Source organism: Streptomyces venezuelae (assembly GCF_008642295.1).
Taxonomy (GTDB): Bacteria; Actinomycetota; Actinomycetes; order Streptomycetales; family Streptomycetaceae; genus Streptomyces; species Streptomyces venezuelae_C.
Genome location: NZ_CP029190.1, coordinates 399,365 through 415,633, shown reverse-complemented (window position 1 = coordinate 415,633; position 16,269 = coordinate 399,365). Strand labels below are relative to the sequence as shown.

Genomic DNA, 16,269 nt, shown 5'->3' with positions numbered 1-16,269 from the left:
CTGCCGTGCGACCGGGCCCGGGCTGAGCGACCATGCAGATATGGCCGGCGACCTGGCGGACCGGGCTCCCGTGAACCCCGAGCTGAAGCACGACGCGATCGGGTTCCTGGACGCGCTCGTGATCGGTTTGAACTCCACCTCACCCGCGTACTCGCTCGCCGCGGCCATCGGCCCGATCGTCGCGCTGGTCGGGATCTATGCGCCGGGCGTGATGCTGGCCTCCTTCGTGCCGATGCTGATGATCGCCACCGCCTTCTACTACCTCAACAAGGTCGACCAGGACTGCGGCACCACCTTCTCCTGGGTGACCCGGGCCATGGGCCCCTGGGCGGGCTGGCTCGGCGGCTGGGCGATCTTCATGACCGGTGTGCTGGTCATCGGCTCCCTCGCCGATGTGGCCGTACGCTTCGGACTGCTCACCGTGGGCCTGGACGGCTGGGCCAACAACGAGACGATCCGGCAGATCCTCACCGTCGTGGTCATCCTGGTGATGACCACCATCTGCGTGCTCGGCACCGAGATGTCGGCCCACCTGCAGAACGTGCTGATCCTCGCCCAGGTCTTCTTCCTGCTGCTGTTCGCGGTGATCGCCCTCTACCGCATCTACGCCGACACCAGCACCCTGAAACCCGTGGACCCGGCCCTGGCCTGGCTGAACCCGTTCGGGGCCGGCGGTGCCGCCCTGACCGGCGGGCTGCTGCTCGGCGTGTTCATCTACTGGGGCTGGGAATCGGCCGTCAACCTGACCGAAGAAGTCAGGGACTCCGCCACCGCCCCCGGCCGGGCCGGCCTGTGGTCCACCGTCATCCTGCTGGTCACCTACCTGTCGGTGGGATTCGCGGTGGTCGGCTACGCGGGCACCGCCTTCCTCACCGAGAACGCGGGCGAGGAGGAGGCGGTCTTCGCGCTGCTCGCCCATGAGGTGATGGGCGGCTGGGACTGGATGGTGCTGCTCGCCGTCTGCACCTCCGCGCTCGCCTCCACCCAGACCACGATCATCCCCGCCTCCCGGACGGCCCTGTCGATGGCCCGCCGGAAGGCCTTCCCGAGCCACCTGGCCCATATCCACCCCAGGTTCCGCACGCCCGACGTCAGCACCTGGTGGGTGGCCGGCATCGCCATCGCCTGGTACCTGATCGTCAACCGGATCAGCGAGAACGCACTGTTCGACTCCCTCACCGCGCTGTCCCTGCTGATCGCCTTCTACTACGCGCTCACCGGCCTGGCCTGCGCGGTCTACTACCGCCGGCACCTCACCGAGAGCCTGCACAACTTCCTGTTCATCGGGGCCGGGCCGGTCCTCGGGGCGGGCCTGCTCATCTGGCTGCTGGTGGAGTCCGTCGCGGACATGTCGGACCCGGCGAACTCCTACAGCGGCGTCTCCTGGTTCGGCCTCGGCCCGCCGCTGGTCATCGGCATCTGCATCGTGCTGATCGGCGTCGCCGTCATGGTCTTCTGGCGGCTGCGGTCCGGGGTCTTCTGGCAGGAGCGCCGGAGCGTCGCCGACCCGGACCTGGTGCACGGCCGGCGTGACACGCAGGGGGAGTCCTGAGATGTCCGTGGTCCTCGGCTACGACGAATCGCCCGGTGCCGAGCGGGCCCTGAGGGTCGCCATCGAGGTGGCGGCGGCCTTCGGCGAGCCGCTGGTCCTGGTGTACGGGGCGGCTGCGCCCGGGCTGGGCGGCGAGGAGTACCGCTCCCACCAGGAGGCGCTCCGCCAGGCCGGCCGCACCGCCCTGGAGCATGCGGTCGAGGCCGCGGACGCCGCGGGCGTCCCCTCGGCGGTCGAGATCGTCGACGAGAAGCCGGCCCAGGCGCTGCTGGAGGCGGCGGACCGGCACCACGGCCGGGTGATCGTGGTCGGCAGCTGGGGCGAGAGCCCGCTCCGCGGCGCCCTCCTCGGCTCCACCCCGCACAAACTGCTCCACCTGTCCAAGCTGCCGGTGCTCTGCGTACCCACCGATTAGGGGGTGTCCGGCGGTCAGGGCCGGGCCCGGCCCTGACCGCCGGACACCCCCTAGCCCCGGTCGCGGTCCCGGTCCCGCTCCTGGTCCCGGAGGCGGCGGAAGGCGGTGGGGCGGGGGCGGACGGGCAGGAACTCCTTGATCCGGCGGGCGCAGTCGGCCGCGGACCGGTCGGTGGTGTCGCACTCCAGGTCATAGACGCCGTGGGCGTGCACCCGCTCGATCTGCCCGGCCGCCAGGCCCGCCGGCCGGTCCCCGCGGGCCCGCTCCCGGCGCTCCAGCTCGGCACGGGCGCAGTGCACCCCCACGAGCACGGTCTCCTCGGGGTCGAACAGCTCCACGCAGTCGCGCAGCCGCCAGGGCTCGCTCAGCACATGGTCGACGACGAGGTGGTTGCCGGCGGCGGCCATCCCGGCCACGGCGCGGTGGTAGCCCTGCCACGTCCGCCGGAGCACGGCCGCGACCTCGGCCGGTGGCAGGTCCCTGCGGGCCCGCATGGCGTGGAAGGCGTCCACCGGCAGGTGGAACCAGACCTCGTCCAGGACCCGCAGCAGCTCGCGGGCGATGCTCGATTTGCCGGAACTCGACGTGCCGTTCAGAAAAATGATCACCTGTCGATCATTCCATCGGGGCCGTGCCGGTCCACCGCCCCCGCTCGGCTATCGCGCGTCCGCCGGCGGGGTGGCCGTACGCCTGGGGACGGTCTGCTGGACTGCCCAGCGGTTGCCGTCCGGGTCGGCGAAGTGGACGAAGGACCCGTAGGGGTGGTCCTCGATCCCGTCGACCTTGATACCGCGGGCCGTCAGGTCCGCATGGGCCGCCTCGATGTCCGCCACCACCACCTGCATGTTGTCCAGCGACCCGGGCTCCATCGCGGTGAGCCCCCGGCCGAGGGCGATGGAGCACGCCGAACCCGGTGGGGTGAGCTGGACGAACCGCACCTCCTCGCTCACCGTCACGTCGTGGTCGGCGTGGAAGCCCACCTGCTCGTAGAAGGCCTTCGCCCGGTCCACATCGGTGACCGGGACGATGACCAGCTCCAGCTTGATGTCCATACCGGCATCATGCGCCCGACGACAGCGCCCCGCCCGTTCCCGCCGCGGCGAACTGCGTCCGGTACAGCTCCTCGTACCGGCCGCCCGCCGCCAGCAGCTCCGGGTGGGTGCCCCGCTCCACGATCCGGCCGTTCTCCACCACCAGGATCTGGTCGGCCGCCTGTACGGTCGACAGCCGGTGCGCGATGACCACCGCCGTCCGCCCGTCCAGGGCCTCGGCCAGCGCCTCCTGCACCGCCGCCTCCGAGGTGGAGTCCAGGTGGGCGGTCGCCTCGTCCAGGATGACCACCCGTTGCCGGGCCAGCAGCAGCCGGGCGATGGTCAGCCGCTGCCGCTCCCCGCCGGACAGCCGGTAGCCGCGCTCACCCACCACCGTGTCCAGGCCGTCCGGGAGCGAGGCCACCAGCCCGTCCAGCCGGGACCGGCGCAGCGCCTCCCAGATCTCCTCCTCCGCCGCGTCCGGCCGGGCCAGCAGCAGGTTCGCGCGGACCGACTCGTGGAAGAGGTGCCCGTCCTGGGTGACCATGCCGAGGGTGTCCCGGATCGAGTCGGCGGTCAGCTCCCGTACGTCGATCCCGTTCAGCCGCACCGCCCCGGAGTCCGCGTCGTACAGCCGGGGCAGCAGCTGCGCGATGGTCGACTTGCCCGCTCCCGAAGAGCCGACCAGGGCGATCATCTGCCCCGGCTCGGCGCGGAAGGAGACCTCGTGCAGCACCGGGGTGCCACCGCGGGCGTCCAGGGTCGCCACCTCCTCCAGCGAGGCCAGCGACACCTTGTCGGGGGAGGGGTAGCCGAAGGACACCGCGTCGAACTCCACCGACACCGGCCCCTCCGGCACCCGGCGGGCGTCCGGCCGCTCCGCGATCAGCGGCTTCAGATCGAGGATCTCGAAGACCCGCTCGAAACTGACCAGCGCACTCATCACCTCGACGCGCGCCCCGGCCAGCGCCGTCAGCGGGGCGTACAGCCGGGTCAGCAGGAGGGACAGCGCCACCACCGAACCGGCGTCCAGGGTGCCGCGCAGGGCGTAGAACCCGCCCAGCCCGTACACCAGGGCCAGGGCCAGCGCCGACACCAGCGTCAGCGCGGTGATGAACACCGACTGGGCCATCGCCGTACGGATCCCGATGTCCCGCACCCGCGCGGCCCGGGCGGCGAACTCCGCGGACTCGTCCGCCGGCCGCCCGAACAGCTTCACCAGCGTCGCGCCGGGCGCCGAGAACCGTTCGGTCATCTGCGTGCCCATGGCCGCGTTCAGGTGCGCGGCCTCCCGCTGCATCTGCGCCATCCGGGTGCCCATCCGGCGGGCCGGCAGCACGAACACCGGCAGCAGCACCAGCGCCAGCAGGGTGATCTGCCAGGAGATGCTCAGCATCACGGTCAGGGTCAGCAGCAGCGTCACCGAGTTGGCGACCACCCCGGAGAGGGTGTTGCTGAACGCCCGCTGGGCGCCGATCACATCGTTGTTGAGCCGGCTGACCAGCGCGCCGGTCCGGGTGCGGGTGAAGAAGGCCACCGGCATCCGCTGCACATGGTCGAAGACCGCCGTCCGCAGATCCAGGATCAGCCCCTCGCCGAGGGTGGCCGACAGCTTTCGGGTGAGCAGCCCCAGCCCGGCCTCGGCGACCGCGATCAGCGCGATCAGCAGGGCCAGCCGGGTCACCAGGCCGCTGCTGCCGCCCTCGACGATGGCGTCGACCACCCGGGCGGCGAGCACCGGAGTGGCCACCGCCAGCAGCGCGGTGACCGTGCTCAGCAGGAGGAACGACAACAGGCCACGCCGGTGCGGGCGGGCGAACGAGGCGACCCGGCGCAGGCCGGCCCGGGAGAACGGGCGGCGGTCCGTTTGCGCGGTGATCGCACTGTGCATTGAGGTCCAGGCGGTGACTTCCATATCCATGACGCCGACGTTAAGACCTCAACCAAGCTTCAGGTCAACAGTCCGAGCGGGCCGGCTTCCGGGTGTCAACTCCGTTGTCCGCCAATCCTCCAGAGGCCGCCGGAGACCCTCGTCCGCTGTCAGTACCCGATGGCATCATCGGCCCATGACGCAGGAACCCGATTCGCACCGATCCGGCCCGCGCACCACCGACACCGTCCTCCGGCTCTTCGAGCAGGCGGCCCGGGACACCCCCGAGGCCGTCGCCCTCAGCGCCGGACCGCTGGAACTCCGCTACGGCCGACTCGACCGGCAGGCCAACCGGCTGGCCCACCACCTGCTCGCCGCCGGACTCCCGGCCGGTGGCACCGTGGCGGTGGGCCACACCCGGCAGGCGGACGTGTTCACCGCGGTCCTCGCCGTCCTCAAGGCGGGCGGGACGTACACGATCGTCGACCCGGCAGCCGCCGCCCGGGCCCGGACCCAGGTGATCATGGCAGGCCCGTTCGCCCTGCTGACCGACACCGCCCTGCAGGCCGCCCTCGATCCCGGCCACGGGCTGCGTCTGATCTGCCCGGACGCCGAGGCGGAGGCCATCGGAGCCCGGGCACCGGAAAGCCCCGGCATGGCCCCCGCGCCCGTCGCCGCCCTGCTGTGGACCGGGGGAGAGACGCCGCGCGCCGTCCCGGCCGGCCAGGAGCTGCTGCTCGCCGCCCACCGGGGCTGGGCCGAAGTGGGCGGGCTGACCCCCGCCGACCGGCACCTGATCACCTTCCGGCCCGATGTGACCGCGTTCGCCGCCGGCTGGACCCGCGCCCTCTGCTCGGGCGGCACCCTGGTCCTCGCCGAGGACACCCGGCGGGACGGAGGCACCGCGGCGGAGGACATCCATCGGCTCATCGGCACCGCTGAGGTCACCGCGGTCCACACCGACCCGGCCGGCGCGGCCTCACTGCTCGCCCAGCCGGACCCGCCGGTGCGTTCGCTCCGCCTGGTCACCGTCACCGGCGACCGGCTCTACCTCGACGAACAGTCCGCCCTGCAGGGCGGCTTGCTCCCCGGGGCGCGGCTGGTCGGCGTCTACGGCACCACGGAGACGGCCGGGGCCGGCAGCCGGTTCGAACTGTCGCAGCTGAACGGCCCGGTCGACCGCCCGGAGGGCACCGCGCTCGTCGGCACCCCGTTCCCCGGCTGCCGGCTGGAGCTCCACGACGGGGAGATCCACCTCACCCCGCCCGACGGCGGCGCCGCCGTGCCCACCGGGGACCTCGGCCGGCTCCGCCCGGACGGCCTGCTGGAGTTCACCGGCCGGACCCGGGACCGGTTCACCCTCGGCCGCCGCACGGTGGACCCACACCGGCTGGAGTCCGCCCTCCGGCAACACCCCGCCGTCGGCGGGGCCCTGGTCCGCAACGTCAGCCACGGCCCCCTGCAGGAGCGCCTGGTGGCGTACATAGCCCCGCGCGCGGTCCCCGCCGGCCGGACCGCCGACCCGCGCGCCTCGTACGCCTGGCTGCCCGGAACCGCCGAGCTGCGCACCCGTCTCGCGGGCCGGCTGCGCGAGGAGGACCTGCCGAAGACCGTGGTGCGGCTGCGGAGCCTGCCGCGCAACCGGGCCGGCCAAGAGGACCGCAGCGCCCTCCCGATGCCGCCGAAGCCCACCGGCGGATACCGGGGCAAGTACAGCAGCAGCAGCGACTACGACGACTACTACGCCGAGACGATGCACGCCCCGCCCCGCACGGCCGGGGCCGAGTCGACCGCGGGCGTGGGCTGCTGCGCCGCCTTCCTGCTGGCCGTCGCCGCCCTGCTCTTCACCGATGTCCTCTGGCCGGGTTCCACCGAACTGTCCGGGGTGCCCGCTCCCTGGTCGGTGCTGTTCTTCCTCCTCTACTGCTTCGAATGCCTGGCCTTCGCGACCGGGGCGGTCTTCCTGTTCACCGGGTTCTCCAGGATGCTGCGCAGCGGCCGGTCCCGGGGCTTCACCCGGGCCGCACATCTGGCCGTGGTGTACCTGCTGGTCGCCTGGTGGCCGCAGGACAACCTCTACCGGCTGGCGGCCAAGAACGACTGGCCGCAGCAGGCCGCCCTGGTCTATGCCTTCAACATCCCGCTGATGATCGCGGCGGCGATCGTCGCCGGGTACGTCACCCGCAGGCCGGTCGCGTCCCCGGAGCCCGAGGTGGAGGCGGAGGATCCGGGGACGGAGGACCGGGGCCCGGAGGATCAGGGGTTGGAGGTCACCTCGAAGCCGGCGCCGTAGACGTCGGCGGGGTCCGCGGCGTCCCGGGCGCGCAGGTCGGCGAGGATGTTCGCCGAGCTGGTGTACACGTACGGCGGGAAGCCCAGGATCCGGGCCTTGGTGATACCGGCCCAGGGGCCCTCCGCCTGGAAGCCGTTGGCCTCGGACGGGTAGGGGGTCCCGGGTACGTGCCAGATGGTCGGGCCGCCCGAGTCGCCCGCCTTGTGGGGGGCGTGGGACTGGTAGATGCCGTTGGAGTTGTTGGTGATGCGGCCGTACCAGACGCCCAACTGCCCGGAGACCACCAGCTCGTTGTTGTCGAAGAGCCCGGCGCCCAGCAGGCGCTCATCGGGGCGCGCCGGGCTCTTCGCATTGGGGCTGGGCGTTCCGCCCGGGACCTCCACCTGCCCGGTCTGCTTCAGGTGCGGCCCCTGGGAGGAGAGCGTCACCTCCGGGACCAGCTCGATGATCATGTAGTCCTTGGTCGGATGACCGGTCATCGAGCCCTCGGGGCTCTTGAAGTACCGCACGTACCCGATCGGGCCGAAGGCGAAGTCCGCCCGGTCGTAGAGGGGGAACGAGTTGTCGTGGATCTCGCGGTCGGCCTGCGGACCGCCCCCGCAGTGCCCCGCCGAGATGGCGATGCGCCGCCCGTAGTCGTCCGTGCCCACCGCGCCGATCGTGCAGAAGCTGTCGGGTGCGGACGGATGGGCTATCTGCAGGGCGTTGTGGATGCGTTTGACCTGCTGGGCCTGCGGGGCCTGCCGGGCCTGATGGTCCGCCCGGTCGGTCCGGGTGTGCGCCTGGGCGGTGCCGGCGCCCAGCGTCGCGAGGGCCACGAGGGCGGTGCCGGACGCCACGACGGCGCGCAGTCGGCTGAGAGAGAGCATGGGTGATTCCTGTCCGTCATGGGCGGTCAGCCCTTGGCCAAAGGATCAACCAGCCCATCCTGGCAGCGCGGTCGGCCCTCCCACGATTCACTTCAGGACGTTCGGACCCGCCCGGTCCCGGTCATTCCGCCTCGAACATCGCTCCCAGCAGCCGGGCTTCCTCGCGGACCAGTTCCGCCGCCGCGTCCAGCGCCGCAGCGGTGTGCGCGGCCACCAGCACGCCCAGGAAGGGAGCCGGCTCGAACGCCGCGGTCGGGATGGCCGGCAGGAACACCGCGCCGAGCTCCGCGCACCCCCGGTCCAGGTCACGGAGGAACCCGGTCAGCTGGGCGTCCGGGAGCCGCGCGCCGAGTTCCACCCGGTCCATGATCCGCACCAGGTGCCGGCCGCCGCGTACCTCGTCCAGCCGGGCCGCGGCCATGAACGCGATCGACGGACCGGTCAGCCGCAGGTTGGTCTCGGTCGGTGCCAGCAGCCCCGCCCCGTCCGCCACGAAGTCCACGTCGAACCAGCCGCGGTACCCGGCCGCCGCCAGCTCGGCGCCCACCGCCCGGCCGAACCGGAGCAGCGGGCCCTCGACGGCCGGCGGCACCACCCCGGGGCCCACCGTCGCCCCCGCGTACCCGGTGCCCGCCACCTCCATCACCGCCGCCCCGGCCTCCCACACCCGGCCCTCCCCGTCCACGAACCCGTCGTACGTCAGGTCCCGTACCGTCCCGGCAGCACCGTCGGTCCGGCTCGCTGCGTCCTCCGCGTCCTCCGCGTGCTCCACGTACTCCTCGACCAGCTGCGGGCCGCGCGGCAGCCGCCGCAGCATGGCCCGCGCTCCGCCCGACTCCCGGACCTGCCGGGCGGTCACCACCAGGGTCCCGGAGCCGCCGACCCCGTGTTCCGACTTCAGCACCGTGGTCAGCCCGGCCCGGGCCCGCCGCGCCAGCAGCCGGGCCGCCGCCCCCCTGGTCCGCGCGTACCACTGGGCCGGTACCGCGATCTGCGGGTGCCGGCCGGTCCCGGCCAGATCGCAGAACAGCCGGTGGGAGGCCGCCTTGGACTCGTGGCGCAGCGCGCCCGCGGGCAGCGGGCGCCCGGACAGCCGGCCGAACGCCTCGGTCTGCCCCCACGGTACGAGCGGCAGCCCGAGCGCGTGCAGCCGCCCGGCCAGCGCCGGCCGGGCCAGCACGGCCGCCGACACCTCGGGCCCGCCGCCCGCCGCACCCGCGCCCGTCCCGGGGTCCGCACCCGCACCCGGTACCGCCACCCCGTCGTACAGCTCCACCGCCGGCCAGTCCAGCCGCCGGGCCAGCAGCTCCAGCCAGCCGGGCGGGGCCGGCCGGGGGAGTACCAGCGCGGCCGGGAGCGGGCTGTAGAAGGCGGCCAGGCAGGCGTAGTGGTGCGCGGCGCTCTGGACCGGGTCCAGTGAGGAGTCCCGGAACTGCGCGTTGAACTCGGCGACATTGCCCACGTGCACGGCCGGCCGGCCACCGGTCCAGGCCGCCACCCAATCCGCCGGACGGGGCAACTCCACCGAAAACCGGACGAGTCCGCCCGAGGTATCGGCCACTGGCACCCCCGGCCCCGGGTCCTTCTCGCACACCGCGCCCATGGCCCGGTAGAAGCCCACCGCATGCGGGTCGGCATCGATCACCAGCCGTTCGATGCCGAGCTCCCGCGCCCGCCGCAGCACTTCCCGGTACAGGGCCCGCCCCACCCCCCGGCCGAGCGCCTCCGGTGCCACGAACAGCAGTCCGAGCACGGCCTCAGCGGGGCCGCCCTCCAGCGAGGCCACTCCCAGCACGGCCCCGTCCGGGGCCTCGGCGACGGTGATCCGCCGGGCTTCGGTGTCCTCGGCGCGGATCCGCAGCTCCCCGGCGCAGGCGGCCAGGAAGGCCGGGTCGTACCCCCAGTGCGCCTTCGAGCGCATGACCAGCGCAGACAATGCCTCGGCCTCCGCCGCCCGCGCCCCCCGGATCCGCACCATGCACCCTCCCCGGCCATCGGCTTTACGCCATCCGTGCGATAGATTCAGCTTCCCATCCTCACCCGCCCCACCACCTCCGGAGACAGGCTTCTCAATGAGCGACATCATCAACGGACTTGGCCGCACCTCTGCCTACGGTGCCCTCGGCCTGGTGCTGCTGATCCTCGGCATCGTCCTGGTGGACGTGCTGACGCCCGGGAAGCTCGGCCGGCAGATCTGGGAGGACCGCAACCGGAACGCGGCCGTCATGCTGAGCTCGGCGCTGATCGGCATCGGCGGCATCGTCTTCACCTCCATCTGGACCACCTACGACGACTTCGGCAAGGGCCTGGCCTCCACGGCCGCCTTCGGCATCCTCGGCCTCGTCCTGATGGCCGTGGCCTTCCTGGTCGTGGACCTGGTGACCCCCGGCAAGCTCGGCGCCATAGTGGTCGACCCGCAGCCGCACCCCGCGGTCTGGGTGACGGCCTCCTGCAACATCGCGGTCGCGGCCATCGTCTCGGCCTCCATCGCCTGACGGCGCTGCGGCACGCACCGCACACCGCCACACCGCACACCCCCGGACCCGCCCGCGGACCGGGGGTGTTGTCGTGCCCGGGGGGCGTCGGTGTGCCGTCGGCGTGTCGGCCAGTCGTCCGGATTTGGGGTCGTTCGTGAGGAGTACACGGATCGACCCTCCGGAATGATTCGCCCGGACGCCGGGTGCAACAGGGTGAGGCGCGGACCCAACTCCAGGGAAGGAAAGGGAACTTCGTGCGCCTGAAACGCCTCGGCACCCTGTTCGCCGCCGCCGGCCTCGCCGCCACCACCGTTCCGCTGCTCTCCGCGACCCAGGCCTCCGCCGATCCGGCGGAGGCCTACCGCCCGCAGCGCCCGCCCGCCTGGCACCGCTGTAGTGACGACCAGCCGGCGGCCTACGAATGCGCCACCGTCAAGGTCCCGCTCGACTACCAGCGCCCCCGGGGCCGCACCATCGACCTCGCCGTCTCCCGGATCAAGAGCGAGAACCCGGACCGGCGGCACGGGGTGCTGCTGCTCAATCCGGGCGGCCCGGGCGGTGCGGGGCTCGACCTGCCGCTGATGATGCACGAGGCGATGCCCAAGGAGGTGCGCGACCGGTACGACCTCATCGGCTTCGACCCACGCGGGGTCGGCGCCAGCAGCCCGATCAGCTGCGGACTGAGCGAGGCCGAGCAGAACTTCGACCGGCCGTACCGGCCGGAGACCCACCGGTCCGACGTGGCCTGGGCGCGCACCGTCACGGACAAGTGCCGTGCCAAGGCCGGTGCGGTACTCCCGCACATCACCACCCGGAACACCGCCCGTGACATGGACGCCATCCGCGCGGTGCTGGGCGAGCGGAAGATCTCCTACCTCGGATACTCCTACGGGACCTACCTCGGCGCCGTCTACACGCAGATGTTCCCGCACCGCACCGACCGCTTCGTGCTCGACAGCGGGGTGGACCCGCAGCGCATCTGGCGCGGCATGATCCAGGTGTGGGCCACCGAGGCCGAGCCGGCCTTCGCCCGCTGGACCCGGTGGACGGCGGAGCGCGACGGCGAGTTCCACCTCGGGAACACCCCGCAGGCGGTGTCCGGGACGTTCTGGGGCCTGGTGGCCCGGGCGGACCGGGAGCCGATCGACTATGCGGGGCAGAAGCTGACCGGCGACGACATCCGGGCCGGCCGGGGGATCTTCTTCTACCCGGAGACGGCGGCTCGGGCCGTGGCCGACCTGAAGGCGGCGGCCGAGGGCAGGCCGGGCACCCTGCCCGTGCCCGACCTGCTGCGGACGCCGGCCCCCAAGCCGGCGTCCGCAGCGGCCTCCGCGGTGGCACCTGGAACCGCCTCCGGACCGGTTCCCGGACCGGCTCCCACACCGGTCCAGGGACCCGCCTCGGGACCGGCCCCCGACAACGGCATGGCCGTCTTCTGGGCCGTGGTCTGCGGTGACACGGGCGCCTGGCCGCGCTCCCCCGAGCAGTACGCCCGGGATGCGGCGCGGGACAAGAAGAAGTACCCGCTGTACGGGGACTTCGCCTCCAACATCACGCCGTGCGCGTTCTGGCAGCGGCCGGTGGAGCCGGCCACCCCGATGAAGACCGCGGCCCCGGTGCTGACCGTGCAGAACGAATGGGACTCGCAGACCCCGCTGGTCAGCGGCCAGGGCCTGCACCGCGCGCTCAAGGGCTCCCGGATGGTGCTGGCGGCCGGCGGTGAGGGCCACGGCGTCTACCTGGTGGACCCCGCCTCCTGCGCGAACGCCCCGGTCAACACCTATCTGGCCACCGGCCGGCTGCCCGCCGCCGATGTGACCTGCCGGACCACACCGGGTGCGGACCGCCGCGAGGGGCTGCTCACGCCCGAAGCGCAGCGGTTCCCCGTGGCCGGATCCAGCCGGTTCTGACCCGTGGGGCGCTCCGGCGGCCGGATCAGCGCTGGAGCGCCTCGCCGACCAGTCGTATGCCGCGGGCCAGCCGGTTCAGCTGCTCGACCTCGACCGCGTACATCCGGATCGCATTCTCGATCACGGCTTCGGCGACCCCCAGCGCCGGTAGCTCCTGCCGGCTGGTGTGCAGGGCCACGCGGACCGCGCGGATCTCGTGCTGCACCTGGAGCTGGGCGTGCCGGGCGAGCAGGACCGGGTGGCGGGTGAGGGTCGAGTAGCCGGAGTAGCGGGCGGGCAGCAGATCCCGCAGCCAGCGGGCGGCCGAGCGCTCCCAGTCGTGCGTTCCGGGGGCCTTCACCTGATGCGGCCAGTCCGGGCTGAGCGTGATACGTGCCGTCTGTGCGGTCTGAGGCATTCTCGTCGCTTCCGAAGGAGGTCGAACGGTCGAGAGGGGGTGGCGGCCTCGGCCCAGGGGTTGACCGAGGCCGCCGGCGCCGTCCGGGATGTGAGGGCCCGACTGGCGCATGAACAGCCGACGCGAGGAGGAGGAACGCCGGCCTGTGTGGTCCGTGTGGCCTGAAGTAAACATATATACCGTCGAGTAGGCAAGGGTATGAAAAATTTCATGCCTGGTGCGGTGCTGAATATCCTCGGTCGGAACGGGCCGGGAGGGACGGAAAAACCGGTGCGGAACCGCCCTCAGAGAAAGAAACCGTGCTGCTCGGCGACCTGCTCATAGCCCTCGAGCCGGGCCTGCGTCCGTTCCGGGTCCGCATCCGCCATGGCCTGGAGCACGGCCGCGGACAGGATCCCCGGCGCCGCATAGGAGTCGAAAACCAGCCGTGATCCGGTTCCGGCGGTCAGCGCCACGTCCACCTCGTCCACCAGCGGCCCCAGGGTGAGATCCGTGATCAGCGCCACCCGCAGCCCGGCGCTCCGCGCGGCCTGCACGGCCGCCAGGGTCTCCTTGGAGTGCCGGGGCATGGCGAAGGCCAGCACCCAGGTTCCGCCCGCCGCCCGGGCCTGCATCAGCGTGTCGTAGGCCACGCTGCCGCCCTCGGTGATCAGGCGTACATCGGGATGGATGCGCCGGGCGGCATAGGCGAAGTAGTGCGCCAGCGATACCGAGATCCGCAGGCCGAGCACCGTCAGCGGCACCGACCGGGCCAGCTCGCGGCCGAGGTCCAGCACCTGGTCGGTGTCCGCGAGCAGCCGGCGGACGTTCTCCAGATTGGCGATCTCGGCGTCCACGGCCGCCTGCAGGGCATTGCGGCGGATCTCCTTGCTGCTCTCCGGCGTCCCGGCCACCGCGCTCAGCGCGATCGGCTGGAGCATGTCCCGCAGCGCCGGATAGCCGCTGAACCCGAGCGCGGTGGCGAACCGGGTCACCGAGGGCTGGCTCACCCCGACCCGCTCGGCGAGCTCCGTGATCGACAGGAAGGCCGCCTCGGTGAGGTGGTCGATCAGGTACTGGGCGATACGCCGCTGGCCGGGGGAGAGCCGGTGACCGTTGAACAGGGCCCGCACCCGGTCCGCCGGGGCGCGTTCGTGTTCCGGCGCCTGGCCGCCGGGTGTGATCGCCGCGGCCTGCGCGCGTGCCCGCTGCCCCGATGGCACCGTCGTGCCTCCTTCTCCCTGCGACTCGCTTCCAACATAGCTCACCACCCGGCCTTGACGATCTTTGACCGCGCCCGCGTAGGGTCCGGACTGCGGCAGCCGGGACGGCCTGCCGGACGGCGGCCGGGAGGGCGGGGACGGAACGGGTGGGGACGGCGGCGACGTTGGACAAGCTCATACCGGTGCTCCTGGCCTTCGGCGGGGGAGTGGTGCTCGCCCGCCGCAAGGTGGTCCCGGCCGACACCTCCAAGGCCTTCGCCGACTACGCCTTCCTGTTCGCCGTCCCTTGTTACCTGTTCGGCAGCATCTACGCGAGCGATCTGGGCGCACTGTTCCGGTGGCGGCCGGTCCTCGGCTATGCGACCGCCGCAGGGGTGGCCGTCCTCGTGGTCGGCCTGGCGGCCCGGCTGCTCGGCCGCCCCGGCCCCCGCGCGGCGGCCCTGCGGATCATGGCCTCGGTGCAGGTCAACACGGCGTACTTCGCCGTGCCCGTGTTCATCACGGTGTTCGGGACCGCGGCGCCGGTGTTCCCGGTCCTGCTCTTCCAGGTCTGCGTGCTGTCCCTGGTCGTCATCACGGTGATGGAACTGGGCCGCCGGCACCCGGGCACCGGGCCGGACACGGCCGCGCGGGGGCTGCGCGCCGTGGTGCGGGCCGTCGGCGCCTCCCTCGCCACCCCGCTCGTCCTGGCCTGCAACGCGGGCCTGCTGCTCAACCTGCTGACCGTGCCGGTGCCCGGAACGGTCCTGGACGGTCTCGCCTTCGTCGGGGACAGCGCCTCCCCGGTGGCGCTGTTCGCCCTCGGCCTGCACCTCGGCGGACTGGGGCTGAACCTGCGCGGCACCACGGCGGAGGAGGCGGCCATCATCGCCTTCAAGTGCCTGGGCTTCCCGCTGCTCACCTGGGCCGTGTGCGGGGGGCTCTTCGGGGTCACCGGCGACCGGCTGGCCCATCTGGTCCTGATCGCTGCCATGCCCACCCCCCAGAACCTGTTCGTCTTCGCCCAGCGCTACGAGGTCGACGTGGACCTCTCGGCCGCCCTGGTGATCAAGAGCTCGGTGGCCGCCCTGCTCCTGCTCCCCCTGTGGCTGCACTGGGCGTCCCTCGTCCGGGGCTGACCGGGGCTGACCGGGCCGACCGGGGCTAAGACGTCCCCGGCCGGTCGGCGGGCACCGGCGGCAGCGCCGGCCAGCGGTCCAGCATCCGGGCGCGCAGGGCCGTACAGAGGCCGGAGGTCTCGCCGAGCAGCGGCGAGCCCGAGGTCATCCCGGCGACCACGCCCAGCCGGTGCACCAGCCGCTGGCGGGCCGTCGCCGTGCCCCAGGTCCAGTCCCTGCGCACCATCCGCGCCAGCTGGTCGGGACCCTCCCGGCGGGCCCGCGGCACCAGCGAGTCCCCGCGCACCAGCCAGCCCGCGCAGGCGTCGGCAAGGCCGGTGCCGCTCTCGTCGACTTCGCCGGCGCCGGTCTCCGCCCGCCACACCCGCCGGTACGCCTCCTCCGCCCGCGCCGCCAGCGGGCCGGCGGCAGCCGTCACGCACCAGCAGGTGGGGAAGCCGATCCGGAGGTACGCGAGCTCGGCCAGCCCGCTGCCCAGCGAGGCCTGCTCGAAGTCGACGAACCTGATCCCGTCGCCGGTGTGCAGGTCGTTGCCCGGGCAGGGGTCGCCGTGCAGCAGCGCGTTCTCCGGGGCCTCCGCCAGCCGCCGCACCAGCCCGGCCAGCTCCTCCGGCACCCCGGCCGGGCAGGGTACGCCCAACCGTTCCGCCAGCCCGAGGAACGCGGCCACATCGTGCTCGCCCGGCCCCTTCCAGCGCGGCAGCACCCCAACGTCACCGGCCCGGCCCGCCGCATGCAGCCGGGCCAGTGCCGCTGCGTACCCGACGATCCAGTCCGGGCCGGGCCGCCGGTGCTCCAGATGCTCCAGTACGAGTACCCGCGCGCCCGGATCCACGGCCAGCAGCTCCGGCACCACGCCCGGCGCGCGCCGCCCCGCCAGCCGTAGTGCCGCCACCTCGCGGGCGAACCGCTGCCCGGCATCCGCCCCGCCTACGCTCTGCTTCAGTACCACCGGCCCGCGGGCCAGCTCCACCCGCCACACCCGCGACCGCGGACTGCTCCCGAGCCGCCGCGCCGGACCCGGAACCCCCAACTCCGCCCGCAGTTCAGCCCCGTACGGCACCCGCCACCGACTCACCACGCCCCCAGCGATCACGATTCCGGTTCCGGTTCCGGCCGATTCCGGCCCCGCCCG

Annotated in this window: 14 protein-coding genes; 6 read left to right on the top strand and 8 right to left on the bottom strand. The window is 73.0% G+C overall.

Going from position 1 to position 16,269, the window contains the following annotated elements; translation table 11 throughout:
- Positions 1-40 precede the first annotated feature (40 nt).
- Positions 41-1,552, top strand: coding sequence for an APC family permease (locus DEJ50_RS02005; RefSeq protein WP_150205688.1), 1,512 nt, complete (start codon positions 41-43; stop codon positions 1,550-1,552).
- 1 nt (position 1,553) lies between these two features.
- Positions 1,554-1,967: a universal stress protein gene (locus DEJ50_RS02000; protein ID WP_150205687.1), complete on the top strand. Its 414-nt coding sequence runs from the start codon at positions 1,554-1,556 to the stop codon at positions 1,965-1,967.
- 50 nt (positions 1,968-2,017) lie between these two features.
- Here the strand turns inward: DEJ50_RS02000 and DEJ50_RS01995 are convergent, their stop codons facing one another.
- Genes DEJ50_RS01995 through DEJ50_RS01985 form a run of 3 tightly spaced genes read right to left on the bottom strand, consistent with a single transcriptional unit; the run spans position 2,018 to position 4,919 of the window.
- Entirely contained in the window at positions 2,018-2,575 is a 558-nt protein-coding gene (locus tag DEJ50_RS01995) for a chloramphenicol phosphotransferase CPT family protein (RefSeq protein ID WP_150205686.1), read from the bottom strand.
- Positions 2,576-2,623: 48 nt separating this feature from the next.
- Positions 2,624-3,019, bottom strand: a complete 396-nt coding sequence (locus DEJ50_RS01990; protein WP_150205685.1) for a glyoxalase superfamily protein — start codon at positions 3,017-3,019, stop codon at positions 2,624-2,626.
- Between the two features lie 7 nt (positions 3,020-3,026).
- Entirely contained in the window at positions 3,027-4,919 is a 1,893-nt protein-coding gene (locus DEJ50_RS01985) for an ABC transporter ATP-binding protein (protein WP_150205684.1), read from the bottom strand.
- A 145-nt stretch (positions 4,920-5,064) separates the two neighbouring features.
- Between DEJ50_RS01985 and DEJ50_RS01980 the strand changes: the two genes are divergently transcribed.
- Positions 5,065-7,161, top strand: coding sequence for an AMP-binding protein (locus DEJ50_RS01980; protein ID WP_190344212.1), 2,097 nt, complete (start codon positions 5,065-5,067; stop codon positions 7,159-7,161).
- Here the strand turns inward: DEJ50_RS01980 and DEJ50_RS01975 are convergent.
- Positions 7,125-8,030: a hypothetical protein gene (locus tag DEJ50_RS01975; RefSeq protein WP_150205682.1), complete on the bottom strand. Its 906-nt coding sequence runs from the start codon at positions 8,028-8,030 to the stop codon at positions 7,125-7,127. The genes DEJ50_RS01980 and DEJ50_RS01975 overlap by 37 nt on opposite strands.
- 121 nt (positions 8,031-8,151) lie before the next feature.
- Positions 8,152-10,008: a GNAT family N-acetyltransferase gene (locus tag DEJ50_RS34365; RefSeq protein ID WP_223837530.1), complete on the bottom strand. Its 1,857-nt coding sequence runs from the start codon at positions 10,006-10,008 to the stop codon at positions 8,152-8,154.
- 94 nt (positions 10,009-10,102) lie between these two features.
- On the opposite strand from DEJ50_RS34365, the gene DEJ50_RS01965 reads away from it, so the two are divergent.
- Together DEJ50_RS01965 and DEJ50_RS01960 are read left to right on the top strand one after the other, a co-directional pair.
- Positions 10,103-10,525 carry a DUF350 domain-containing protein gene (locus DEJ50_RS01965; RefSeq protein WP_150205681.1) on the top strand — a complete coding sequence of 141 codons (423 nt, stop codon included), beginning with the start codon at positions 10,103-10,105 and terminating at the stop codon, positions 10,523-10,525.
- Between the two features lie 236 nt (positions 10,526-10,761).
- Entirely contained in the window at positions 10,762-12,417 is a 1,656-nt protein-coding gene (locus tag DEJ50_RS01960) for an alpha/beta hydrolase (RefSeq protein WP_150205680.1), read from the top strand.
- 25 nt (positions 12,418-12,442) lie between these two features.
- Here the strand turns inward: DEJ50_RS01960 and DEJ50_RS01955 are convergent, their stop codons facing one another.
- Both DEJ50_RS01955 and DEJ50_RS01950 read right to left on the bottom strand, forming a co-directional pair.
- Entirely contained in the window at positions 12,443-12,814 is a 372-nt protein-coding gene (locus tag DEJ50_RS01955; RefSeq protein ID WP_150205679.1) for a hypothetical protein, read from the bottom strand.
- A 284-nt stretch (positions 12,815-13,098) separates the two neighbouring features.
- Complete coding sequence (locus DEJ50_RS01950; RefSeq protein ID WP_150205678.1) at positions 13,099-14,016, bottom strand: MurR/RpiR family transcriptional regulator; 918 nt, start codon at positions 14,014-14,016, stop codon at positions 13,099-13,101.
- Between the two features lie 164 nt (positions 14,017-14,180).
- Between DEJ50_RS01950 and DEJ50_RS01945 the strand changes: the two genes are divergently transcribed.
- Positions 14,181-15,134: an AEC family transporter gene (locus DEJ50_RS01945; protein ID WP_223837529.1), complete on the top strand. Its 954-nt coding sequence runs from the start codon at positions 14,181-14,183 to the stop codon at positions 15,132-15,134.
- Between the two features lie 25 nt (positions 15,135-15,159).
- On the opposite strand, the gene DEJ50_RS01940 is transcribed toward DEJ50_RS01945, so the two are convergent.
- On the bottom strand, positions 15,160-16,215 hold the full coding sequence (locus DEJ50_RS01940; RefSeq protein WP_150205676.1) for a phosphotransferase family protein: 1,056 nt from the start codon (positions 16,213-16,215) through the stop codon (positions 15,160-15,162).
- Positions 16,216-16,269 lie beyond the last annotated feature (54 nt).